Raw genomic sequence first — 22,353 nt, 5'->3', positions numbered from 1 at the left:
GATAAACACTACCGGCCTCGGGAAAAACCCGTATTACTCAACATTCAGTGTTAAGGATTGTGCAATAAAGCACTTCTTAACATAGGGTTCCTGAACGGGGGCTGACCTGAATCAACCCCGATTCGGTTTCAAAACAGCCATAAAATGCTATTGCTGGTTTTCCTGTTCGGTAAACAAATCGCTGAACAGCATGCTCGACAAATAGCGTTCACCGGAGTCGGGCAGGATGACCACAATGGTCTTGCCCTGCATTTCCGGGGTTTCGGCCAGGCGTACGGCCACGGCCATGGCGGCACCGCAAGAAATGCCGCTCAAAATCCCTTCTTCATGCATCAGGCGCAGGGCCATCGCCTTGGATTCGTCATCGCTGACCAGTTCCACCCGATCGACCATCGACAAATCCAGGTTCTTCGGCACAAAACCAGCGCCGATGCCCTGAATCTTGTGCGGGCTCGGCTTGATCTCTTCCCCGGCGATCGCCTGGGTAATCACCGGAGACACCATTGGCTCCACCGCCACCGAGAGAATCGGTTTGCCTTGGGTATTCTTGATATACCGCGAAACCCCGGTAATGGTTCCACCCGTTCCGACGCCCGCCACCAGCACGTCGACCGCACCGTCGGTGTCGTTCCAGATTTCCGGGCCGGTGGTTTTTTCGTGGATGGCCGGGTTTGCCGGGTTTTCGAACTGCCCCGGCATGAAGTAAGTGGACGGATCACTGGCGAGGATTTCGGCGGCTTTCTCGATCGCGCCTTTCATGCCCTTGGCCGGCTCCGTCAACACCAGTTCGGCGCCAAGGGCCTTGAGCACCTTGCGTCGTTCGATGCTCATGGACGCGGGCATGGTCAACATCAACCGATAACCACGGGCGGCGGCAACGAATGCCAGGCCGATGCCGGTATTGCCTGAGGTCGGTTCGATGATGGTCATGCCGGGCTTGAGTTTACCGCTGCTTTCAGCATCCCAGATCATGTTCGCGCCGATGCGGCACTTGACCGAATAACCGGGGTTGCGCCCTTCGATCTTGGCCAGAATGGTGACACCGCGCGGGGCGATACGATTGATCTGCACCAGCGGCGTATTGCCGATGGAGTGGGCGTTGTCAGCATAGATACGGCTCATGGCTGGGTCCTTATACCGCGTTGAATTAGCCCTCCAAGGTATGCCTGTTACTCGAGGTCGTCCAGTCAATCGAACGTCCGCTTAGCACAGCAGTCAATCGCTTTATACCGCCTGAGATTTGCTGCCATGAAGCGTCGATACAGTTGGCCTCTGTGGACCCTCGCCGGCCTCTTTATATTGCTGGTTGCCCTGCACATCGCCCTGCCCTATCTGGTGCGTGACTACCTGAATGAGCGATTGGCCAACATGGGCGACTACCGCGGGCAGATTGCCGACGTGGATTTGGCCCTGTGGCGTGGCGCGTACAAAATCAACGGACTGAAAATCGTCAAGGTCGAGGGCAAGGTCCCGGTGCCGTTCGTCAACGCGCCATTGATCGATCTCTCCGTCAGTTGGCACTCGCTCTGGTACGACCACGCCGTGGTGGCCAAGGCGCAGTTCGACAAACCCGAGGTGAACTTCGTCGATGGCGGCGCCAACAAGAAAAACTCCCAGACCGGTCAGGGCACCGACTGGCGGGCACAGTTGGAAAAATTGCTGCCGATTACCCTGAACGAAGTGCGGATCAACGATGGCCGGGTCACCTTTCACAACTTCAATTCAAAACCACCCGTGAACCTGAGCGCTACTCAGGTCAATGCCAGCATTTACAACCTGACCAACGTAGTCGACACCAAAGGCAAACGCGATGCCCGTTTCGATGGCAAGGCGCTGTTACCGGGGAATGCACCGCTGGAAACAACGGCAACCTTCGATCCGCTGAGCAATTTCGAAGACTTCGAGTTCCGCCTGCGCGCCAGGGACCTTGAACTCAAACGCCTGAACGACTTCGCTTCGGCCTACGGCAAATTCGACTTCAATGCCGGCCATGGCGACGTGGTCATCGAGGCCAAAGCCAACAAGAGTCAACTCACCGGCTATATCAAGCCACTGTTGCGGGACGTCGAAGTGTTCAGCTGGCAACAGGACGTGGAGAACAAGGACAAAGGGATTTTCCGCTCCATCTGGGAAGCGCTTGTCGGCGGCACCGAGAACGTGCTGAAGAACCAGGCGAAAAACCAGTTCGCCACTCGCGTCGAACTCAGGGGCAACGTGCATCAGCGAAATATCAGCGCGTTCGAGGCGTTTTTACAGATTTTACGCAACGGTTTCATCCAGGCGTTCAATGCCCAGTACGAACGACCCAAACCGGATGCGGGATGAGTCACGAAGTGACGCCCCATTCAGAGACTGAATAACCCGTCTGCGTTCACAGTCGACCGGGCAGCGCGTTATAGTCGGGCACTACAACTATTGCGCCCCGCCCTGTTCCGTTCAGGTCGGCGTTACCGTTCGAGGATTAGCAGATGAAGTTCGAAGGCACCCAGGCCTACGTCGCCACCGATGACCTGAAGCTGGCGGTCAACGCCGCCATCACCCTGGAGCGGCCACTGCTGGTCAAGGGCGAGCCAGGCACCGGCAAGACCATGCTCGCCGAGCAACTGGCCGAGTCCTTCGGCGCCAAGTTGATTACCTGGCACATCAAGTCCACCACCAAGGCACATCAAGGCCTGTACGAGTACGACGCGGTCAGCCGCCTGCGGGATTCGCAACTGGGCGTGGACAAGGTTCACGACGTCCGTAACTACTTGAAAAAGGGCAAGCTCTGGGAGGCTTTCGAGTCCGAAGAGCGGGTGATTCTGCTGATCGACGAAATCGACAAGGCCGACATCGAGTTCCCCAACGACTTGCTGCAAGAACTCGACAGGATGGAGTTCTACGTTTACGAGATCGACGAGACCATCAAGGCCAAGAAGCGCCCGATCATCATCATTACCTCCAACAACGAGAAAGAGCTGCCGGACGCCTTCCTGCGCCGCTGCTTCTTCCACTACATCGCTTTCCCTGATCGCGTCACGCTGCAGAAGATCGTCGACGTGCACTACCCGGACATCAAGAAAGACCTGGTCAGCGAAGCGCTGGACGTGTTCTTCGACGTGCGCAAGGTGCCGGGCCTGAAGAAGAAACCCTCGACCTCCGAACTGGTGGACTGGCTGAAACTGTTGATGGCCGACAACATCGGTGAAGCGGTGCTGCGCGAGCGCGATCCGACCAAGGCTATTCCGCCGCTGGCCGGCGCCCTGGTGAAGAACGAACAGGACGTGCAATTGCTTGAGCGTCTGGCGTTCATGAGCCGTCGCGGCTCTCGCTAAGTATCGATAAGGGCGATCGCCATGCTGCTCAACCTGTTCAATGAAATGCGCGCGGCCAAGGTGCCGGTCTCGGTGCGCGAGCTGCTGGACCTGATCAACGCGCTGAAACAGCGCGTGACCTTCGCCGACATGGACGAGTTTTATTACCTGTCCCGGGCGATTCTGGTGAAGGACGAACGGCATTTCGACAAGTTCGACCGAGCCTTCAGTGCCTACTTCAATGGCCTGGAAAAACTCGACGATCACCTTCAGGCGTTGATCCCCGAAGACTGGCTGCGCAAGGAATTCGAGCGTTCCCTGACCGATGAAGAGCGGGCCGCGATCCAATCTCTCGGCGGCCTGGACAAGCTGATCGAAGAGTTCAAGAAGCGCCTGGAAGAACAGAAGGAACGCCATGCCGGCGGCAACAAATGGATCGGCACCGGCGGCACCAGCCCGTTCGGCTCCGGCGGTTTCAATCCGGAAGGCATTCGGGTCGGCGATGCCGGTAAGCGCCAGGGCAAAGCGGTGAAAGTCTGGGATCAGCGCGAGTACAAGAACCTCGACGACTCGGTGGAACTGGGCACGCGCAACATCAAGGTCGCCCTGCGTCGCTTGCGTAAATTCGCCCGTCAGGGCGCGGCGGAAGAACTGGACATCGACGGCACCATCGACCACACCGCGCGCGATGCCGGGTTGTTGAACATCCAGATGCGTCCGGAGCGGCGCAACACCGTCAAGCTGTTGCTGCTGTTCGACATCGGCGGCTCGATGGACGCCCACGTGAAGATCTGCGAAGAGTTGTTCTCGGCCTGCAAGACCGAGTTCAAGCATCTGGAGTACTTCTACTTCCACAACTTCATTTATGAATCGGTGTGGAAGAACAACCTGCGCCGCACCTCCGAGCGCACCGCCACTCAGGACCTGCTGCACAAGTACGGCGCCGACTACAAAGTGATCTTCATCGGCGACGCCGCCATGGCGCCCTATGAAATTACCCAGGCCGGCGGCAGCGTCGAGCACTGGAACGAAGAAGCCGGTTACGTGTGGATGCAGCGCTTCAAGGAAAAGTACAAGAAGCTCATCTGGATCAACCCGTACCCGAAAGACACCTGGGGCTATACCTCATCGACCAACATCGTGCGGGATTTGATCGATGATCAGATGTATCCGCTGACGTTGCGGGGGTTGGAGGAAGGGATGCGGTTTCTTTCCAAATAAAGATTGTTGTTGTCCGTGATGCCGCCTTCGCGAGCAAGCCCGCTCCCACAGGGGATTTGTGTACGCCGCAGATCCCATGTGGGAGCGGGCTTGCTCGCGAAGCTTTTAGCGGTTCACAAACCGCCGCAAATACTCGACTTGTTCGCGATGCGCCACGTCCTGCACCACCGGCTTCAACCGCACCCTGGCCCCCGGCAAACACTGCGCCAGCCGCGCCAACGCCAACGGTGTCAACGCCCCCAACCGCGGATACCCGCCAATGGTCTGCCGGTCATTGAGCAACACAATCGGCTGCCCATCCGGCGGCACCTGGACCGCGCCCAGCGGGATGCCTTCGGAAATCATCGGCTGGCCCTGATACTGCAACGCCGGTCCCAACAGACGAATGCCCATGCGATCGGCGCGGCTGTCGAGGGTCCAGACACTGTTGAACGCATCAAACAGGCTCTGCCCGCTGAACTCACCGATTTGCGCACCGAGCACCAGGTCCAGAGGCGCATCGAGTTTGAAGTCCGGAACGTGCTCGCGCGGCAGCTCCCGTACCAGCAGTGGCGCCTCGGTGGAGTACTTCAACGAGGCACCTTTGGCCAACGCCCGACCCATACCGTCGAGGCCGCCGAGTTCCTCACGCACCACCGTTGCAGTGCTGCCCAGCACCTTCGGCGCATCAAACCCGCCCGGCGCGGCCAGGTACGCTCGGGCGCCGAGCAGCGGTTGCGTGAACTGCAATCGCTGACCTTTGCTCAGCTTGAAACTGCGCCACGGCGCCAGGCTCTGGCCGTCAATCTGCGCCCCAAGATCGGCGCCGGCCAATGCCAGCAAACAATCGTCCTCGGCCAGCACACTGAACCCGCCGAGGGTGATTTCGATCACCGACGCATCCAGCCCGTTGCCCAGCAGCCAATTGGCCCACGACATCGATCGCCAATCCAGCCCGCCGCCCTGGGTCACGCCCAGATGCCGCACGCCAAATCGCCCGGCGTCCTGCAACAGGCACAGCGGTGTACTTGCTTCAATCGTCAGTCGGCTCATGCCTGCGCCTCCAACGGCGTGTCATCACCGCCCAGGTTGATGAATTCAGCATGGCTGACCGCTTCGAAGCGCACCGTGTCGCCCGGTTGCATCAGGCTGTAGCCGTCACGTTCGCGGTCAAACAATTTGGCCGGGGTGCGACCGATCAAGTTCCAGCCGCCGGGGGACACCACCGGATAAGCCGCCGTCTGGCGCTCGGCGATGCCGACACTGCCGGCAGCGACTTTTTTACGCGGAGTACTCAGACGCGGTGCGGCCAACACTTCTTCCACCAACCCCATGAACGCGAACCCCGGCGCGAAGCCCAGCGCGAACACCTGATACTCGTGTTCGCTATGGCGGCGGATCACTTCATTCACCGCCAACCCGCTGCGTTGCGACAACAGGTTCAATTCCGGACCAACGCTCAAGTCATACCAGACCGGCAGCACATGACATTTGCCACGGGTGCGGGCGTTGGGCGACAAATCAATCAAGGCTTGGGCGATCAACTCCCGGGCTTGAGCAGGATTCAACGCCGTCAGATCGTAATGCACCATCAACGTTGTGTAGGACGGCACCAGATCGATCAAATACTCGCCGAACGCAGCTCGCAGGCTTTCGCTGGCAGCCAGCATCCACGGCATGTTGGCCTCGGCAATTTCATCGAACAGACGCACCATCAGGCAATCGAGCGCCACCACTTCTACCCGTGGCTTCATGATGCGCTCTGCTGATTCAAGGCCTCGCGAATACGCCGCACGGCGGCCACCGAACTGGCGTTGTCGCCGTGTACGCACAAGGTATTGGCCCGCAAGTGCAAGGCGCTGCCATCGTTGGCCGTGAGGTTGTCACCGCGGGCAATGATCAGCGCCTGTTCAATGATTTTTTCGGGATCGTGATGCACCGCTCCCGGCAATTGCCGCGACACCAGCCTGCCGGCGCTGTCGTAGGCGCGATCGGCGAACGCTTCAAACCACAGGGTCACGCCGTATTCGTCGCCCAATTGCTGGGCGGCGCTGTTGTCGCGAGTGGCCATCAGCATCAGCGGCAGTGTCCGGTCATAAGCCGCCACGGCCTGGATCACCGTACGCAATTGCGCCGGGTTGGCCATCATGTCGTTGTACATCGCGCCATGGGGTTTGACGTAACTCACCCGCCCACCCTGGGCCCGGCAAATGCCGTCAAGGGCACCGATCTGGTAGTGCAACAGGTCTTGCAGTTCCTGGGCGGTATACGCCATGGAACGGCGGCCGAAACCGACCAGGTCCTGATAGGCCGGATGCGCGCCGATCTGCACGCCGTTGCTCAGGGCCAGGCTGACGGTCTTGCGCATGATGCTCGGGTCGCCGGCGTGGAAGCCGCAAGCGATGTTGGCGCAATCGATGAAGGGCATGACCTCGGCGTCCAGACCCATGGTCCAGTTGCCGAAACTCTCGCCGATGTCGCAATTCAATAGCAGGCGGCTCACGGTGAACACTCCTGTAGGCTTTTGTCTTTTTAGCTGAAGGGCATATGCCCCTCAGATTATCAGTTACCGGACATTCGGTTATTCGGCGTCGAGTTGTTTGCCACGGGTTTCCGGCAAGCTGAGTGCCGCCAGGATCACCACCCCGTAGGACACTGCCGCGAAAGCCCCGATTCCCACGCTCAATGGCACCTTCTGGCTGAGCAAACCGATCAGCAGCGGGAACAATGCCGCCAGCGCCCGACCGATGTTGTAGCAAAAGCCCTGCCCCGAGCCGCGAATTCGCGTGGGAAACAACTCGGTCAGAAACGACCCCATGCCGCTGAAGATCCCTGAAGCGAAGAAGCCCAAGGGGAAGCCCAGCCAGAGCATCACGCCATTACTGACGGGCAATTGGGTGTAGAGCAGCACAATGGTGAACGAGCCGACGGCGAACAGAATGAAGTTCTTTTTACGACCAAGGATGTCCGTCAAATACGCGCTGATCACATATCCGATGTAGGACCCGATGATGACCATCGCCAGATAGCCGCCGGTGCCGAGTACGCTCAAACCGCGCTCGTTTTTCAGAAACGTCGGCAGCCAGGAGGTGATCGCGTAGTAGCCGCCGAGTGCGCCGGTGGTCAGGATCGAAGCGCGAATCGTGGTGAAGAGGATGCCGGGGGCGAAAATCTCGTAGAACTTCGCCGGGTTGCTTGGCTCTTGCCTGGCTTTGGCTTCGCGGTAGATTTCCGGGTCCTTGACCAGACGACGAACGAAGATCACGAAAATCGCCGGCACGATGCCCAGGATGAACAGCGCCCGCCAGGCGTCTTCGGGTGGCAACAGCGAGAACAGCAGCGCATACAGAATCGCTGTCAGCCCCCAACCCAACGCCCAACCCGATTGCACCATGCCGACGGCTTTGCCACGGTCCTTGGCGCGAATCACTTCGCCCATCAGCACCGCGCCAGCGGTCCATTCACCACCGAAACCGAAGCCCATCAACGTGCGGCTGATCAACAGTTGCTCGTAGTTCTGGGCGAAACCGCAAAGGAAAGTGAAGAAGGCGAACCACAACACCGTCAGTTGCAGGGTGCGCACCCGACCAATGCGGTCGGAGAGAATCCCCGCCACCCAACCACCGATGGCCGACGCGATCAGCGTGCTGGTGTGAATCAGCCCGGCCTGGCCGGTGGTGATGCCCCACATGGCAATCAGGGGCGGCACCACGAAGCTGAGCATCTGGGTGTCCATGCCGTCCAGGCCATAGCCGATCTTGCAACTCCAGAACGTGCGACGCTCCTGTTTGTTGATGTTGCGGTACCAGTCGAAAGGTCCCGGGCGAGCCGTGGCCTTGGGGATGTCGAGGGTGTCGGGCGCACTCATGGCAAAATCTCCGTGCAAATTTTATTGGTATTGTTCTGAGCCCCGACGACGCCTATCGTGGGAACCGGATGGCCCGATTTTTGGGCGTTTGGCCCTGCTGCGTCCAACTAATAAAAACCCGCCCTAGGCATAAGAAAACCTTATCCCCCAAGCTGAGTCCCACGAGCTGATCCCATGAACCTGAAGTTTCTCGAGACCTTTGTCTGGGTTGCCCGACTCAAGAGTTTTCGCCTGACGGCAGACAAGCTCTTCACCACCCAGGCGTCGATTTCCAGCCGCATTGCCGTGCTCGAAAGTGAGCTTGGGGTGAAGCTGTTTCTGCGCGACTCCCGCGGCGTGAGCCTGACCCCCGAAGGCCTGAAAGTGCTCGAATATGCCGAGCAGATGATGGACACGATGCATGCACTCAAGCAGGCGATCGAGACACGCTCGAGCAAGGCCGGACGGGTGCGGATCGGCGTCATGGACACCGTGATCCACACCTGGCTCAGCCCGTTGGTGGCACAGATGATGGATCACTACCCGCTGGTGGAAATCGAGCTGGTGGCCGATACCGCGCTCAACCTCTGCGATCAGCTGCAAAAAGGCTTTCTCGATCTGATCCTGCAAACCGACCTGCTGCGCCAGGAAAGCGTGCGCAGCCTGGAGCTGGCCAGTCATCCGATGGGCTGGATCGTGGCCAGCAACTCCATCTACAACCGTGAGTATTCAGGTGTCGCCGACCTGGCGCGGGAGCGGATCATCACCTATTCGAAAAACTCCCGTCCGCATCAGGACATCTTGAGCCTGATGCAGGCCAACGGAGTCATGGCGCCACGGCTGAACTGCGTGAATTCGGTGTCGGCGATTACCCGATTGCTGCGGGACGGTTTCGGCATAGGCGCACTGTCGCCGGTGCTGGTGGCCGAGGAACTGGCCCGGGGAGAGTTGACCCTGCTGGCCATCGATCAGCGGCCAGCGAATTTGCCGGTGGTGGTGTCGTGGCGGGTGGGCGTGGAGTGGGTCGAAGAAATCGTGGCGCTGTGTCAGCAAGTCGTGGAGTGCTATGCGCAGAAAGTGGGCGAGCACTACATCGTCTTGAGCAAACCGCAGGCCAGAGTCTGAAAGTCACTTTTCGAAGTGTAAATATGAACCACTATCATTTGCATTAATTTTTCAAAACGGTATTCTTTGCGCGCTTTCAGCTAATCCATTGTCCAGAAGGAGTCGGACCTGATGCGCGATTACACGCAACAACAGCAGCAATTGCTCGCTCACTGGAGCGAAGCTCTCGGCACTCAGGCTTTCCAGTCCCACCGCATCACGCTCGATCATTTGAGCAATGCACTGGAGCCCGCCGCCCAGCGCTGTTTCCAACGCCTGGTCCAGGCACTGTTCCGTGAAGAGCTGATCAACCCCGATACCTGCGAATATGACGACACCAGCCGCTGCTGGCTGCCGCTTGGCGATGGCGCGCATCTTTGCTTCGAGCATTTGTCCAGCAGCAGAATGAACAGCTGGGACGTACGCGGCAGCATCATCCTGCACACTCCCGACAAGCTGCCGCAAAAAATCCAGTTGCCCAGTGAACTGCTCGCTCACCTCAGCACTCAGCTCAACCCGCCAGCCTCCCCGCAGGTGCTGGAACGCCTGGCCCGGGAGCTGGATGACAGCTTCAGCAACGACACCCTGTGCCTGGCGTTCCACCATGGATGGACCGAGCGCCTGAGAGAGCAGATCGACACCGGGTACGACGACAATCTGCTCGCCTGGCTCAAAGCCAGGCCCGGCCACCAGAACCCGACTTCACTGCTCGAGCAGTGGGGCACCCTCGGCCATCCGTGGCACCCGAACTACAAGACCAAACTGGGTTTGAGCGCCGCTCAGGTCATCGCGTTCTCGCCAGAATTCGAAGCGAGTTTTCCGATCGTGCTGTGCGCCCTGCACCGCCAGTACGCGCACGTCGAAGCGCTGGCCGGCACCACCGATTACTGGGACTGGTGGCAAGGTCACTTCCCACAGGCCGCCGAGCAATTGCAACGCCATTTGCAGCAGCTGGGCCTGGATGCAAAGGACTACCTCCCGCTTCCGTCGCACCCATGGCAAGCCCATGAAGAGCTGCCCCATTCGTTCGCCAACGAGATCGCCGACAACCTGCTGATCGTCACTGACATCGTGGCGTTTACCGGCCACCCGACCATGTCCTTCCGCACGGTCCTGCCACAGGCCAGTCGCACGGCACCGATGGTCAAACTGCCGGTGGCCTTGCGCCTGACCAGCGTGCAGCGCACCGTGTCGCCGCGCTCGGCCCGGATGGGGCCGCGCATCAGCCAACTGATATTGGATATCCTCGATCAGGAGCCGCAGATTCAGCGTCTGCTGAACATCGTTCCAGAACGCATCGGCGTGCATTACGCACCACTGCCGGCCGATGACGAGCGCTCCCGGCATGCTGCCGTGCTGTATCGCGACAACCCGCTGACCCTGCTGCAAGAGGGCGAGTTGGCGGTGCCGGTCGGCAGCCTGTTCGCCGTCAACGAATTCGAACAACCGTTGCTGCGGGATTGGGTAAGACTGGCTCGGGGCAGTGACGACAGCGAGGCCATGCTGACGTTCTTCGATGATTACCTGTCGATTGCCGTACCGAGCCTGCTGGGCATTTACCTGCTGTATGGCGTGGCGTTCGAAGCGCATCAGCAAAACAGTTTCATGGTGATGGGCGCTGACGGGCAGTTGAATCGGCTGCTGTTGCGTGATTTCGGTGACGTTCGTATCGATCGCAAAACCCTGCACGCCAAGGGTCTGGATATCCAGTTGCACGATCCGAAAATGACCCTGTATGACGACTCAGGCTTTGTCCGCGACAAACTCCTGCACACCACCTTCATGTGCCACCTCGGCGAGCTGACGTTGCTTTGTGCCCGCCACTGGAATGTGCCGGAAAATATCCTTTGGGAGCGATTGGCCGCGCACGTTGCACAGTGCTTCGAGACCTTGCGCGAGCGCGTTGAACCGGCGCGCTGGGAAAGCGAGCGCCAGGCCTTGCTGGAACAGGATTGGCCCGCCAAATCGTTCATGCGCATGCGTTTGCTCGACAGTCATGCCGACATCGTCGGACGCCTGAGTAACCCGCTGCGACCCAACAGCCATGCTCGCTGACAGTCGCGCCTTGCGACTGCTGATTGTCATCCAGTTTGTCTCCATGGGCGCCATGGAGATGAGCGGCCCGTTCTGGCCCTTGCAGATCCAGCATCTGCTCGGGCCAGAGGGCGCCGGTTACACCGCGCTGTTATCGGCGATGGTCTATGCCGGCCCGATGCTGGCGGCCATGCTCCTGACCCCCCTGTGGGGTCGGTTGGGTGATCGCACCGGACACAAACCGATGATTGTTCGGGCGTTACTGGCCCTCGCGCTGTGCCAAGGGTTGGCGGCCATCACCCTCGACCCGTGGCTGCTGGTGGGTATTCGCGTGATGCAAGGCGCGTTGGCCGGTTTTCTCGCGGCCGCGCAAGCCTATGCCTTGGCCTGCTGCGACGGTGCCAAACGGGGTCACACCCTGGCCCGCCTGCAATCGGCAACCGCCGTCGGCTCGTTGATCGGCCCGGTGCTGGGTGGCTGGCTGATGGACGTCTCGGGGTTTGCCTTGCTGTGTTATGGCGCGACGGCGATTTGCCTGCTGTGCGCACTGGGGAGTTTTTTCCTGCCGGCCGACAAGGCGCGAACCGCGAAGAAAAAACCGGTTGAGCCGGTAGCCCTGCCCAAAGGCTGGCTCAGTGGAATCCTGTTGGTGATCGTGTTGATCCAGGCGGCGAAGATGATGCCGCAGTCGTTCTACGCGCTGTACGTCGCGAACATTCTGCAGGCCCCAAGCTGGCTGATCGGTGCCACCTACGCGGCAAGCGCCGCGACCCTGGCCATTTCCGCCCCGCTGTGGGGACGCCTGTTCGACCGCTGGCAGTCGGCCTACACCTTGCGCGTCATCGAAGGCGTGGCCTGGCTATGTGCCCTGACGCTGGCGGCCACGGCATTGGCCAACGAATGGCTGGGGTTTCTCGTCAGTCGACTCGTCTGGGGCATCTGGCAAGGCGCCCTGCTGCCCGTCGCCTATGCCCTGATCGCCAACACCATTTCCACAACCCAGCAGGGCTTCGCGCTTGGCCTGGGCAACAGCGCGGCAAAGGCTGGAGCCCTGCTCGGTGTCGTCCTTGGCGGGATCGGCATGGGCCTGGTGGGCCTGGCCCACAGTTTCTGGCTGGTGGCGCTGACCTATGCCATAGCCGCCATCGGCATCCGCTGGGTGCGGTCGTTCAACACCACGCCCGGCCGCTCGACCTTATCGCCCCACACTTATCAAAACTAAAAAAAGACCACGTCATGACCCGAACCAAGCTCTCCCTGTTGATCCCGCTACTCGGTACCTTCAGCGCCCAGACCTGGGCCGAGGATACCGAGCAGCAGCCCGGTACATTGAACATGCAAGCCACCGTCGTCTCCGCGACTCGCAGCGAGGCGAGCATCGCCTCGATTCCGGGCTCGGTCCAGGTCATCGACGAACAGCAGGTCCGTGAGCAGAGCGGCGCGGGTCGCCGGGTCTCCGACATCCTCGGGCAATTGGTTCCCGGTATTGCGCCATCCAGCGGCGGGATGAGTAACTTCGGCCAGACCCTGCGCGGGCGCAACATGCTGGTGTTGATCGACGGCGTATCGCAGAACGCCACGCGTGACAACTTCCGCCAGCTCAACAGCATCGCCCCGGCCAGCATCGAACGCATCGAAGTGATCTCCGGCGCCAGCAGCATCTACGGTGCCGGTGCTTCAGGCGGCATCATCAACATCATCACCAAGCGCAACCAGGGCCAGGACATTGCCTACAGCAGCAAACTGGGCCTGACCAGCGGCAACAACCTCAACAGAAAAGGCTTCGCCTACGAAGCTTTCCAGAGTGCCACCGGGCGCAAGGATGCGTTGGACTGGTATGTGTCCGCCGACCTGACCCAGCGCAACGATCAGTTCGACGGCAACGGCAACCGCATCCCCCAGGACACCTCCCAGGGCAGCAACATGGACACCGAAACCTATGACCTGCAAGGTCGTTTCGGTTACGAACTGGATGCCGACAAAAAACTCAGCCTGTCGCTGCAGGACTACAAGGACCAGCAGGACACCGGCTACACCAAAGACCCGAAAAACTCGCAGCAAGCGGTGGCAGTCAAAGGGCTGAAACTCGACGACCAACCCTACACCCATAACCAGGCGGTCAACCTCAACTACACCGACAAAGACTTCTACGGTCAGGGCCTGCAACTGGAAAGCTACTGGCGCCGCGCCGATGCACTGTTCTTTCCGGACCTGTCGCGGGGCAAGGCCGGGATCTCCGACAACAACAGTGTGCAGGATGTCTATGGCCTGCGGGCGGCCATCGACACGCCGCTGCCGGCGATCGGAAGCGCCACGGGCAATCTGGTCTGGGGCGCCGACTATGACAATGAGCGCTCGCGCCAACGAGGTGATCAATACACGCTCAATGGCCTGAACTACACCAAGACCGGCACCACCTACGAGCTGGGCCCGGACATCGAAACCACCACCAAATCGCTGTTCGGGCAGATGTCCTGGGACATCGGTGACTGGACCTTGCGTGGCGGTGTGCGCCGTGAATGGATCGAAAGCGAGGTCTCCGACAGCATCGCCTACGGTCAGATCGTCCAGACCGGCGTACGCGCAACGCTGCCCGGTGACACCCTCAAATACGACGCCACGCTGTACAACCTGGGAGCGGTCTACCACCTGAGTGAAAACCAGGACGTCTTCGCCAATTACAGCCAGGGGTTTTCGCTACCGGATATCCAGCGCTTCATGCGTGACGTCAGCAGCACCTTCGACATCCAGAGTCTTAACGCCCAGGCAATCAAGGTCGACAGTTATGAGCTGGGCTGGCGTGGCAACTGGGACCAGTGGCAGGCCGACGTCACCGTGTACGAAAACACCTCGGACGTGACCCAGTTCTACGATGCCAATGATCGCGTATTGCGCCTGATCAATCAGAAAGAGCGGGTTCGCGGCATCGAAAACAGCCTGACCTACCGCGCGACCGATCGCTGGTCGGTGGGTGGCACTTATGCCTGGGCCAAAGGCGAGACCGAGCAGAACGGCAAATGGATCGATCTGCCGGCCACGCGCATTTCACCCGCCAAGACCACACTGTTCGTCGGCTACACCGAAGACGACTACACGCTTCGCCTGCAAGGCATGCGTTTGGCCAATTACGATGCCGCCGCCAAGGACAACAATGGACGCGACATCGAAGGCTATACGCTGGTGGACCTGCTCGGCTCCGTGCAACTGCCGGTCGGTCGTCTTGAAGGCGGCGTGTACAACCTGACCAACCGCACGTACCAGAACCTGTTCACCCAGGCCAACGCCAGAGCACCGTACGCCAATGCCGAAGGCCGCACGCTGAGCATGAGCTACTCGGTCGATTGGTAAAAACCGGAGCCGGCTTGCCAGCGATGCGATCTCGCGGCAATCGCCGGCAAGTCGGCTCCAGTGTTACAACCCGCGCAAATCCCGCTCTTCGATCGGCCGGCTCTGGCGCAGGCGCTTGCCGCCCAGCACCACCCAGTCGATCAACCGGAACAGGCATTCAATGCCGAACGACAGCAGCAACGCGCCGCTCATGCCCCAGATCATCGCTTCCGGTGTCAGCAGGATCTGGTAGCTGTAGCCGTTCCAGGTTTCCTTGCGAATATCCGGGTCGGCCGCCAGCACCACTTGCAGGAAGCGGATGTACCACGGACCCTGCATGGCCTGGAATTGCTTGTCCAAGGCCAGCTGTCGGGTGAGCAAGGTACTCAGGCTGTCGGCGTCGCTGCGAAAGATCGGGTCTTCGCTGGCACGGTAATGGGCCACCAGCGCCTGCATGTCGCCCTTGAAAAACTGATTGGCAGTGCCCTGAAAACCGCTCAAACCGGTCTGCGCCTCGATCAGATGCGCCTCGACCCGCTTGGCATAGTCACTGATGAACCCAGGCACCTGGACACCGATCAACAGGCCTGCCGCAAACAACACCAGCCGTAGATAACTGAGCAACATGGGAGAAGAGATCCTTATTCGGTCTTGCCCTGGCTGACGCATTCGCCGCGTCGCCAAAGGCTCCATTGGCCCGGTTCGTAGCGGGTCCAGGTTTCGTTTTCGGTCAAGGGTTCGGTGGCGATCACCGTGACCACGTCGTTGGGCGTGGTCTCGGCCTGGAAGTCGACGATCACATCGACATCCTTCAAACGTGCCGGGCCGAACGGGGCACGGCGAGTGATTTGCGCCAGTTTGGTCGAGCAGTAGCAGAACAGCCAGTCGCCGTCGCTGAGCAAGCAGTTGAACACGCCTTTGCTGCGGTACTCGGCGCAGGCGGCCACCAGGTCCGGCAGCAGTTCTTCGATCTCTACCGGCTCAGGGAACGCAGCGCGTACCCGGTTGAGCAAGTCGCAGAACGCCGCTTCGCTGTCGGTATCGCCGACGGGGCGGTAGAAACTGGTGCTCGGGTTGAAGTCGGCCAACTGGCCGTTGTGGGCGAAACACCAGTTGCGCCCCCACAACTCGCGCACGAACGGATGGGTGTTGGACAGGCAGACCTTGCCGACGTTGGCCTGGCGAATGTGGCCGATCACCACTTCACTCTTGATCGGGTAGCGCTGCACCAGGTTCGCCACTTCCGACTCGCTGCTCGCCGCCGGGTCTTGAAACAACCGCAGGCCACGGCCTTCATAGAAAGCGATGCCCCAACCGTCACGGTGCGGCCCGGTACGGCCGCCGCGCTGCATCAGCCCGGTGAAGCTGAACACGATATCGGTCGGGACATTGGCGCTCATGCCCAATAACTCACACATGCTCGGACTCTCGATGAAAGGCAGGGGCACTGTTACAGACGTGGTTCAACCCGCAAACGCTGAGGGTTGCTCGGCACCGGTGGCCGGCCGTAACGATCGTCGCCGGCACCACCGAACGGTTGCTCCCCTTCGGCGTCGTCGGCCCGCGCCGCAGCCTTGGCGGCCTCCGCCCGCTCTTTGCGAGCCTTGGAGGCCCGTTCGATGGGGAAACGGATCGCCACGAAAACCAGATAAATGCCGAAGGCAATCATGCCGTACATGAACAGGTCGGAAATCGCCCGCCAGGCGTTGTTGCCAACCTTGAACAGCAAATCGAGCGCAGTAATGGCAATGGCCGGGGCGACCTTTTCCTTCACCGGGTCGATGATGGTCGGGCTGAACAGCAACACCGCCACCAGTAGCCGCAGCGGCTCACGCAGCCAGCGCCACATCCAGCGGGTGATGCGCATCCACACCAACAGGCAGCCCAAAGCGGCAAAGGCGTAGAGGCCCCAAGCGATCAGATAGTCGTTCTCGGTCATGGTGTCCATGGCAAGGCAGGCAAAGAGACGCTTATAGTAACGACTTTTCGCACGTCAGGCTTGTCCCAATACCAGTGAGTTAAGCGCATTCCATGTGGGAGCGGGCTTGCTCGCGAAGAGGGAGTATCACTCGACATTGATGTTGCCTGACACACCGCCTTCGCGAGCAAGCCCGCTCCCACAGGTAGCAAAACCCTATTCCGTACATTGTCCGAGAGCCCTTCATGCCCCTATCCGCCAACGTTTCCGACGCGCCCATTGCCCACAAGGCCGACGGCGATGACCCGTATGCCTGGCTGCAGGAGCGCGACACCGACGCAGTGCTCGATTACCTGAAAGCTGAAAACCGCTATCAAGAGGCGCAAACCGCCGATCAGGCCGGGCTGCGCGAAACCCTGTTCGAAGAGATCAAGAGCCGGATTCTCGAAACCGATCTGTCGCTGCCCTCGCCCTGGGGCCCGTACCTGTATTACACCCGCACCACCGCCGGCGACGAATACGCCCGCCATTACCGCTGCCCGCGCCCGACCGATGGCAGCCTGCTCATCGACGAAAGCCAGGAACTGCTGCTGCTCGATCCGAATGTGCTGGCCAAGGGCGGCTTCTTTTCCCTGGGCGCGTTCAGCATCAGCCCGGACCACCAGCGCCTGGCCTACAGCATCGATTCCTCGGGCGAAGAGATCTACACGCTGTACGTGAAGGAATTGTCCAGCGGCCGGGTCAGCGAGCTGGAATTCCAGGACTGCGACGGCAGCATGACGTGGGCCAACGATAGCCTGACGCTGTTCTTCGGCGAACTCGACGACACCCATCGCCCGCATAAACTGTTCCGCTATCGGCTGGACGGCACCGCCGCCGAAGAAGTGTTCCATGAGCCGGACGGCCGATTCTTCCTGCATTGCTACCGCTCCAGTTCCGAACGGCAATTGCTGTTGTCGCTGGGCAGCAAAACCACCAGCGAAGTCTGGGTGCTCGACGCATCATTGCCGCATCAGGCCTTTACCTGCCTGGCGCCGCGGGTCGAAGACCATGAATACGATGTCGACCACGGCAAACTCGACGGCGAGTGGACGTGGTTGATCCGCACCAACCGCGACGGCATCAACTTCGCCTTGTACCAGGCGGTCGACACCGGCGTGGCGCCGACCGAAGCCGACTGGCAGATCCTGATTCCCCACAGCGACACGGTGATGATCGATGGCATGAGCCTGAACGCCGAGGCCATGACCCTGAGCCTGCGTGAAGGTGGCCTGCCGATCATCGAAGTCCGCCCACAGGGCCTGGCGCCGTATCGCGTGCAATTGCCGGACGCGGCCTACAGCCTGCATGTGCAGAACAGCCTGGAATTTGTCAGCGACAGAATCCGTCTGCGCTACGAGGCCTTGAATCGTCCGGCGCAAATCCGCCAACTGGTTCTGGCCACCGGCGAGCAGAAAGTCCTCAAGGAAACTCCGGTGCTCGGCCCGTTCGACGCCGACGCATACGTCAGCCAGCGGCTTTGGGCCACAGCCCCGGACGGTACGCAAGTGCCGATCAGCCTGGTGGTCAAACGCGAATTCCTCGGTAAACCGACGCCGCTTTATCTATACGGCTATGGCGCTTACGGCGAAAGCCTCGACCCGTGGTTCTCCCACGCCCGCCTGAGCCTGCTGGATCGCGGCATGGCGTTCGCCATCGCGCATGTACGCGGCGGCGGTGAACTGGGCGAAGCCTGGTATCGCGCCGGCAAGCAGGAACACAAACACAACACCTTCAGCGACTTCATCGCCTGCGCCGAACACCTGATCGCCAACGGTTTCACCACTTCATCGCAGCTGGCAATCAGTGGCGGCAGCGCCGGTGGCCTGTTGATCGGCGCAGTACTCAATCGGCGCCCGGACCTGTTCGGCGCGGCGATCGCCGAAGTGCCGTTCGTCGACGTGCTCAACACCATGCTCGACCCGGAATTACCGCTGACCGTCACCGAATACGACGAATGGGGCAACCCGCAAGAGCCGGACGTCTATGATCGGATCAAGGCCTACGCGCCGTACGAAAATGTCAGCGCGCAAGCCTATCCGGCGACGCTGGTGATCGCCGGCTACAACGACAGTCGCGTGCAGTACTGGGAAGCGGCCAAGTGGGTGGCAAAATTGCGCGCGACCAAAACCGACACCAACCCGCTGCTGCTCAAGACTGAATTGGGCGCCGGGCATGGCGGGATGAGCGGTCGTTACCAGGGATTACGTGACGTAGCCCTCGAATACGCATTTGTTTTGAAGGTTTTGGGCATTGCCTGAGGAACTTGGCCCGGCGTCCCGGTCTTAACACCAGACGCCGGCCCCGATTCAGCGCAAAACCAATGTGGGAGCGGGCTTGCTCGCGAAGGGGCCGTCACATTCAACATCAATGTTGACTGATACTGCGCTTTCGCGAGCAAGCCCGCTCCCACAGGGGACCAAGTGCTACCCATGATCCGGAACAGCAACAAACACAAGAAAAAGACAGTGACGACATGTCAGAACCGACCTTACTGAACAAAGAAATTCGTGACTGGCTGATGGACTGCGGCCTGTTCGATCAATTGCTCCCGGCGGACTTCGTGGCGGCTTCGGGTTACTTCAGCATCAGCACCATCGCCGAAGGCGAAGAGATTTTCCACGAGGGCGATGCCGGCAGTTTCATGTGCATCATCCACACCGGCCAGGTCGCGGTGCAGAAGACCAACAGCGAAGGGCAACGGGTGACCATGGCCACCTTGCGCAGCGGTCGGGCGTTCGGCGAAATGGCCGTGCTCGACGGCGAACGGCGTTCAGCCAGTTGCGTGGCCGCGAGTAACTGCCAGTTGCTCAACCTGGGCAAGGACTCCCTGGAAAAGATGCTCAACGACGCGCCGAAAATCGCCGCCAAGATCATCCGCGCCCTCGCCGTCTCCCTCTCCAAACGCTTGCGCATGGCCGACGGGCAATTGCTCTCGCAGCAGATCTAACCGCCGGGCGTTTTGATTTTGGTCGCGTTCGGCTCAAGGCCTGGCAAGGTCTGATCCTTGGGCGGGTTAGGCATTTCGATCGGCGGCAACAGCGGTGGTCCGCCATTTCCCCCGGCCTTGGGCACACTGGTCGGAGTGATCTGCGGGTACGGTGTCGGCGTGGCGGTGCCGGGCGAACCGGGTATCGGCGCGGGGCTGGTGGGGATGGTTTGCTGCTCCTGGGCCTGCACTGCAGTTATCGAGAGCGCGGCCAGGGCAATGGCCGTTAGAATGGTGCGCTTCATCAATGGCTCCGTTGGCCTTGTGGTCTGTTGCAGGCTACTCCCAACTGCGTTCGTTTGCCTTCCTCCGTGCATCAATTTCTCCTCAAGAGAGCCCCATGAAACGTTTCGTTCTGCTCGACACCACCCCCATTCCTGAAAACGGCGGTGCCTTGTGCCTGTTCGAATACGGCGAGGATTTCGTCATCAAGATCCAGGGCGGCGATGGCGGGCAGTTGATGAACACCCGCATGCACGGCTCCGAAGATGCCCTGGCCGAAATCCCCTGCCGCAAGGTCGCCGGCCGACCGAATTCGCGAGTGTTGATTGGCGGCCTGGGCATGGGCTTCACCCTCGCCTCGGCGCTCAAGCATTTGGGCAAGACCGCTGAAGTGGTGGTGGCCGAACTGGTGCCCGGCGTGGTGGAGTGGAACCGTGGGCCGTTGGGCGAAAAAGCCGGCAACCCGCTGCTCGACCCGCGCACGGTGATCCGCCTGGAAGACGTGGCCAAGGTGCTGCAAGCCGAGCCGCAGGGTTTCGATGCGATCATGCTCGACGTCGACAACGGCCCCGAAGGCCTGACACAGAAAGCCAACAGCTGGCTCTACTCCGCCGGTGGCCTCAGCGCTTGCGCCAAGGCCCTGCGCCCCAAAGGCGTGCTGGCGGTGTGGTCGGCCAGCGCCGACCGGCAGTTTTCCGACAAGCTGAAGAAGGCCGGTTTCAAGGCCGAAGAAGTGCAAGTCTTCGCCCACGGCAACAAAGGCACCCGCCATACCATCTGGATTGCCGAGAAGCTCAAGGGCTGAGCTAAACTCTGTTCATAACCGTCATTAGTCTTTTACAAAGGTGAACCCATGAGTTCGTCAACGCCTCCAACCAACACTTCAAAGTTGGACCGCATCCTTGCCGACAATCAGCGCGACAAGGAAATGGGTTACCGCGACAAGGCCCTGAAGATGTACCCGCACGTGTGCGGCCGCTGCGCCCGCGAGTTTTCCGGCAAACGCCTGAGCGAACTGACCGTGCACCACCGCGACCACAACCACGACAACAACCCGCAGGACGGTTCGAACTGGGAGCTGTTGTGCCTGTATTGCCATGACAACGAGCATTCGCGTTACACCGATCAGCAGTATTTCGACGAAGGCTCGCTGAGCACGCCGAAAATCGCCAAGGCCACGCATAACCCGTTTGCGGCGTTGGCCGGGTTGATGAAGAAGGATGAGTAATATCTTCAGCGTCTGAACTGACCCCTTCGCGAGCGAGCCCGCTCCCACATTGGATTTCGGCTGAACACACCATTTGTGTACGCCGCAGATTAAATGTGGGAGCGGGCTCGCTCGCGAAGGCGATCGAACAAACACCACCAATCTACAACCTGACCACCCTCCCCCAATCCCCGTATAATCGGCGTTTTTTCCCGAAGGCACCCCGCTCGTGGCAGACAAACGGTACAGCTGCATTGGTTTGTATAACCCCAAATCACCGGAGAACGTCGGTTCGGTGATGCGCGCCGCCGGCTGCTATGGCGTGGCGTCGGTGTTCTACACCGGCAAGCGCTATGAACGCGCCGCCGACTTCGTCACCGACACCAAGAAAGTCCACTACGACATTCCGCTGATCGGCATCGACGACCTGAAGAAAATCCTGCCGCTGGGCTGTGTACCGGTCGCCGTGGAACTGGTCGATGGCGCCCGCTCGTTGCCGGAATACACTCACCCGGATCGCGCCCTCTACATCTTCGGCCCCGAAGACGGCTCGCTGGATAAAGAAATCCGCGACTGGTGCGAAGACGTGGTCTACATCCCGACCACCGGCTGCATGAACCTGGCGGCCACGGTCAACGTGGTGTTGTACGACCGCATGGCCAAGGGCAATAACACCCGCTCGGGCCCGAAATTCCGCTGAATCAGCGCACATCCGATGGAACGAGCCACCCGCCTCGGCAGTCAGCTTAATTATCCATTCTTGAAGCCTGGAGACAGATCATGAACGACCTCAAACCCGTAGAGCGTATCGAATCCACCCCGTTCCAGACTCAGCCCGAACAGAACGTGCAGGGTTGGGAGCGCGTCGGTTCTCTGGCCGGTGGCGTGGTGATGGTCGGCAAGGGCCTGCGGCGCGGTGGCGTGTTCGGGTTGATTCAGGTGGCGATCGGCGGCGTAGCCCTGGCCCGCGGCATCACCGGGCACAGTTCGGCGAAAAGCTTTCTGGAAAAAAGCCGTCAGGACATGAATAACGTACGGGCAAAAATCGAGCGGACCGGGGAAGAGTTGAGTCGGTTGAAGGCCAATGCCGAGGCGGCGACCAAAACTGCGACCGTGACCGGCAATGATTCTTTGAAATCGCCTAAGACCGGGGTTTGATCCGGAGTTTGCGGT

The 22,353-nt window shown here is 60.3% G+C and carries 22 protein-coding genes; 13 read left to right on the top strand and 9 right to left on the bottom strand.

The genetic code is table 11. From position 1 onward, the window contains the following. Positions 1-147: 147 nt before the first annotated feature. The gene (gene cysK, locus PSH64_RS07135; RefSeq protein WP_305480347.1) at positions 148-1,122 is read right to left on the bottom strand and encodes a cysteine synthase A; all 975 of its coding nucleotides are present in this window, start codon (positions 1,120-1,122) and stop codon (positions 148-150) included. Between the two features lie 126 nt (positions 1,123-1,248). Here cysK and PSH64_RS07130 point away from each other — a divergent pair, with 126 nt between their 5' ends. The 3 genes from PSH64_RS07130 to PSH64_RS07120 all read left to right on the top strand — a co-directional run bounded on the left by PSH64_RS07130 (position 1,249) and on the right by PSH64_RS07120 (position 4,514). Further along, positions 1,249-2,325 (top strand): DUF748 domain-containing protein, encoded by a 1,077-nt coding sequence (locus PSH64_RS07130; RefSeq protein ID WP_305480346.1) that lies wholly within the window; start codon positions 1,249-1,251, stop codon positions 2,323-2,325. A 143-nt stretch (positions 2,326-2,468) separates the two neighbouring features. Beyond that, on the top strand, positions 2,469-3,314 hold the full coding sequence (locus PSH64_RS07125) for a MoxR family ATPase (protein WP_105348285.1): 846 nt from the start codon (positions 2,469-2,471) through the stop codon (positions 3,312-3,314). Between the two features lie 21 nt (positions 3,315-3,335). Beyond that, positions 3,336-4,514: a VWA domain-containing protein gene (locus PSH64_RS07120; protein ID WP_105348282.1), complete on the top strand. Its 1,179-nt coding sequence runs from the start codon at positions 3,336-3,338 to the stop codon at positions 4,512-4,514. Positions 4,515-4,619: 105 nt separating this feature from the next. On the opposite strand, the gene PSH64_RS07115 is transcribed toward PSH64_RS07120, so the two are convergent. The 4 genes from PSH64_RS07115 to PSH64_RS07100 all read right to left on the bottom strand — a co-directional run bounded on the left by PSH64_RS07115 (position 4,620) and on the right by PSH64_RS07100 (position 8,361). Further along, positions 4,620-5,546 carry a biotin-dependent carboxyltransferase family protein gene (locus tag PSH64_RS07115; RefSeq protein WP_105348280.1) on the bottom strand — a complete coding sequence of 309 codons (927 nt, stop codon included), beginning with the start codon at positions 5,544-5,546 and terminating at the stop codon, positions 4,620-4,622. Then, complete coding sequence (gene pxpB / locus PSH64_RS07110) at positions 5,543-6,247, bottom strand: 5-oxoprolinase subunit PxpB (RefSeq protein ID WP_305480345.1); 705 nt, start codon at positions 6,245-6,247, stop codon at positions 5,543-5,545. Before pxpB ends, PSH64_RS07115 begins: the two co-directional genes overlap by 4 nt. Beyond that, a complete protein-coding gene (locus tag PSH64_RS07105; RefSeq protein ID WP_305480344.1) occupies positions 6,244-6,996 on the bottom strand; it encodes a 5-oxoprolinase subunit PxpA in 753 nt (250 codons plus the stop codon). Before PSH64_RS07105 ends, pxpB begins: the two co-directional genes overlap by 4 nt. A 78-nt stretch (positions 6,997-7,074) precedes the next feature. Continuing rightward, positions 7,075-8,361 (bottom strand): MFS transporter, encoded by a 1,287-nt coding sequence (locus PSH64_RS07100; protein ID WP_305480343.1) that lies wholly within the window; start codon positions 8,359-8,361, stop codon positions 7,075-7,077. A gap of 174 nt (positions 8,362-8,535) precedes the next feature. Here PSH64_RS07100 and PSH64_RS07095 point away from each other — a divergent pair, with 174 nt between their 5' ends. The 4 genes from PSH64_RS07095 (at position 8,536) to PSH64_RS07080 (ending at position 14,826) form a co-directional block, all read left to right on the top strand. After that, positions 8,536-9,465 carry a LysR family transcriptional regulator gene (locus PSH64_RS07095; protein ID WP_105348264.1) on the top strand — a complete coding sequence of 310 codons (930 nt, stop codon included), beginning with the start codon at positions 8,536-8,538 and terminating at the stop codon, positions 9,463-9,465. Between the two features lie 111 nt (positions 9,466-9,576). Beyond that, positions 9,577-11,499: an IucA/IucC family siderophore biosynthesis protein gene (locus tag PSH64_RS07090; protein WP_305480342.1), complete on the top strand. Its 1,923-nt coding sequence runs from the start codon at positions 9,577-9,579 to the stop codon at positions 11,497-11,499. Then, the gene (locus PSH64_RS07085) at positions 11,489-12,700 is read left to right on the top strand and encodes an MFS transporter (RefSeq protein WP_105348259.1); all 1,212 of its coding nucleotides are present in this window, start codon (positions 11,489-11,491) and stop codon (positions 12,698-12,700) included. The genes PSH64_RS07090 and PSH64_RS07085 overlap by 11 nt, the downstream gene beginning before the upstream one ends. Positions 12,701-12,714: 14 nt before the next feature. Continuing rightward, positions 12,715-14,826, top strand: coding sequence for a TonB-dependent receptor (locus PSH64_RS07080; RefSeq protein ID WP_105348258.1), 2,112 nt, complete (start codon positions 12,715-12,717; stop codon positions 14,824-14,826). A gap of 63 nt (positions 14,827-14,889) precedes the next feature. Here PSH64_RS07080 and PSH64_RS07075 read toward each other — a convergent pair whose 3' ends face one another. The 3 genes from PSH64_RS07075 to PSH64_RS07065 are packed head-to-tail and all read right to left on the bottom strand — an operon-like array spanning position 14,890 to position 16,753. Beyond that, positions 14,890-15,432 carry a DUF2937 family protein gene (locus PSH64_RS07075; protein WP_096479670.1) on the bottom strand — a complete coding sequence of 181 codons (543 nt, stop codon included), beginning with the start codon at positions 15,430-15,432 and terminating at the stop codon, positions 14,890-14,892. 14 nt (positions 15,433-15,446) lie between these two features. Then, positions 15,447-16,223, bottom strand: coding sequence for a class II glutamine amidotransferase (locus tag PSH64_RS07070; protein WP_305480341.1), 777 nt, complete (start codon positions 16,221-16,223; stop codon positions 15,447-15,449). A 32-nt stretch (positions 16,224-16,255) separates the two neighbouring features. Further along, positions 16,256-16,753 (bottom strand): MFS transporter, encoded by a 498-nt coding sequence (locus PSH64_RS07065; RefSeq protein ID WP_305480340.1) that lies wholly within the window; start codon positions 16,751-16,753, stop codon positions 16,256-16,258. A 215-nt stretch (positions 16,754-16,968) separates the two neighbouring features. On the opposite strand from PSH64_RS07065, the gene PSH64_RS07060 reads away from it, so the two are divergent. Together PSH64_RS07060 and PSH64_RS07055 are read left to right on the top strand one after the other, a co-directional pair. Then, on the top strand, positions 16,969-19,023 hold the full coding sequence (locus PSH64_RS07060; RefSeq protein WP_105348251.1) for a S9 family peptidase: 2,055 nt from the start codon (positions 16,969-16,971) through the stop codon (positions 19,021-19,023). A gap of 215 nt (positions 19,024-19,238) precedes the next feature. After that, a complete protein-coding gene (locus PSH64_RS07055; RefSeq protein WP_105348246.1) occupies positions 19,239-19,712 on the top strand; it encodes a cyclic nucleotide-binding domain-containing protein in 474 nt (157 codons plus the stop codon). Here PSH64_RS07055 and PSH64_RS07050 read toward each other — a convergent pair. Next, positions 19,709-19,996 (bottom strand): hypothetical protein, encoded by a 288-nt coding sequence (locus PSH64_RS07050; RefSeq protein ID WP_305480339.1) that lies wholly within the window; start codon positions 19,994-19,996, stop codon positions 19,709-19,711. The two genes, PSH64_RS07055 and PSH64_RS07050, sit on opposite strands and share 4 nt — an antisense overlap. Positions 19,997-20,091: 95 nt before the next feature. On the opposite strand from PSH64_RS07050, the gene PSH64_RS07045 reads away from it, so the two are divergent. The 4 genes from PSH64_RS07045 (at position 20,092) to PSH64_RS07030 (ending at position 22,338) form a co-directional block, all read left to right on the top strand. Beyond that, positions 20,092-20,778 carry a spermidine synthase gene (locus PSH64_RS07045; protein ID WP_028939344.1) on the top strand — a complete coding sequence of 229 codons (687 nt, stop codon included), beginning with the start codon at positions 20,092-20,094 and terminating at the stop codon, positions 20,776-20,778. 48 nt (positions 20,779-20,826) lie between these two features. After that, positions 20,827-21,201 carry a YajD family HNH nuclease gene (locus PSH64_RS07040; RefSeq protein WP_105348241.1) on the top strand — a complete coding sequence of 125 codons (375 nt, stop codon included), beginning with the start codon at positions 20,827-20,829 and terminating at the stop codon, positions 21,199-21,201. 208 nt (positions 21,202-21,409) lie between these two features. Next, complete coding sequence (locus PSH64_RS07035; RefSeq protein ID WP_007942196.1) at positions 21,410-21,880, top strand: RNA methyltransferase; 471 nt, start codon at positions 21,410-21,412, stop codon at positions 21,878-21,880. A gap of 80 nt (positions 21,881-21,960) precedes the next feature. Beyond that, positions 21,961-22,338, top strand: a complete 378-nt coding sequence (locus tag PSH64_RS07030; protein WP_105348239.1) for a DUF2892 domain-containing protein — start codon at positions 21,961-21,963, stop codon at positions 22,336-22,338. Positions 22,339-22,353 lie beyond the last annotated feature (15 nt).

The organism is Pseudomonas sp. FP1742, from assembly GCF_030687145.1.
In the GTDB taxonomy this organism is placed as follows: Bacteria; Pseudomonadota; Gammaproteobacteria; order Pseudomonadales; family Pseudomonadaceae; genus Aquipseudomonas; species Aquipseudomonas frederiksbergensis_D.
Note: the sequence above shows the minus strand (reverse complement) of the source record. Positions and strands in the feature narration are given on the sequence as shown.

Excerpts from the sequence above, each read along its gene's own strand:
- PSH64_RS07095 (WP_105348264.1), top strand. The coding sequence starts at position 8,536 with ATGAACCTGAAGTTTCTCGAGACCTTTGTCTGGGTTGCCCGACTCAAG.
- PSH64_RS07045 (WP_028939344.1), top strand. The coding sequence starts at position 20,092 with ATGAAACGTTTCGTTCTGCTCGACACCACCCCCATTCCTGAAAACGGC.
- PSH64_RS07040 (WP_105348241.1), top strand. The coding sequence starts at position 20,827 with ATGAGTTCGTCAACGCCTCCAACCAACACTTCAAAGTTGGACCGCATC.
- PSH64_RS07075 (WP_096479670.1), bottom strand. The coding sequence starts at position 15,432 with ATGTTGCTCAGTTATCTACGGCTGGTGTTGTTTGCGGCAGGCCTGTTG.
- PSH64_RS07055 (WP_105348246.1), top strand. The coding sequence starts at position 19,239 with ATGTCAGAACCGACCTTACTGAACAAAGAAATTCGTGACTGGCTGATG.
- PSH64_RS07100 (WP_305480343.1), bottom strand. The coding sequence starts at position 8,361 with ATGAGTGCGCCCGACACCCTCGACATCCCCAAGGCCACGGCTCGCCCG.
- PSH64_RS07125 (WP_105348285.1), top strand. The coding sequence starts at position 2,469 with ATGAAGTTCGAAGGCACCCAGGCCTACGTCGCCACCGATGACCTGAAG.
- PSH64_RS07080 (WP_105348258.1), top strand. The coding sequence starts at position 12,715 with ATGACCCGAACCAAGCTCTCCCTGTTGATCCCGCTACTCGGTACCTTC.
- pxpB (WP_305480345.1), bottom strand. The coding sequence starts at position 6,247 with ATGAAGCCACGGGTAGAAGTGGTGGCGCTCGATTGCCTGATGGTGCGT.
- PSH64_RS07120 (WP_105348282.1), top strand. The coding sequence starts at position 3,336 with ATGCTGCTCAACCTGTTCAATGAAATGCGCGCGGCCAAGGTGCCGGTC.
- PSH64_RS07065 (WP_305480340.1), bottom strand. The coding sequence starts at position 16,753 with ATGGACACCATGACCGAGAACGACTATCTGATCGCTTGGGGCCTCTAC.
- PSH64_RS07030 (WP_105348239.1), top strand. The coding sequence starts at position 21,961 with ATGAACGACCTCAAACCCGTAGAGCGTATCGAATCCACCCCGTTCCAG.
- cysK (WP_305480347.1), bottom strand. The coding sequence starts at position 1,122 with ATGAGCCGTATCTATGCTGACAACGCCCACTCCATCGGCAATACGCCG.
- PSH64_RS07070 (WP_305480341.1), bottom strand. The coding sequence starts at position 16,223 with ATGTGTGAGTTATTGGGCATGAGCGCCAATGTCCCGACCGATATCGTG.
- PSH64_RS07060 (WP_105348251.1), top strand. The coding sequence starts at position 16,969 with ATGCCCCTATCCGCCAACGTTTCCGACGCGCCCATTGCCCACAAGGCC.
- PSH64_RS07090 (WP_305480342.1), top strand. The coding sequence starts at position 9,577 with ATGCGCGATTACACGCAACAACAGCAGCAATTGCTCGCTCACTGGAGC.
- PSH64_RS07115 (WP_105348280.1), bottom strand. The coding sequence starts at position 5,546 with ATGAGCCGACTGACGATTGAAGCAAGTACACCGCTGTGCCTGTTGCAG.
- PSH64_RS07085 (WP_105348259.1), top strand. The coding sequence starts at position 11,489 with ATGCTCGCTGACAGTCGCGCCTTGCGACTGCTGATTGTCATCCAGTTT.
- PSH64_RS07050 (WP_305480339.1), bottom strand. The coding sequence starts at position 19,996 with ATGAAGCGCACCATTCTAACGGCCATTGCCCTGGCCGCGCTCTCGATA.
- PSH64_RS07130 (WP_305480346.1), top strand. The coding sequence starts at position 1,249 with ATGAAGCGTCGATACAGTTGGCCTCTGTGGACCCTCGCCGGCCTCTTT.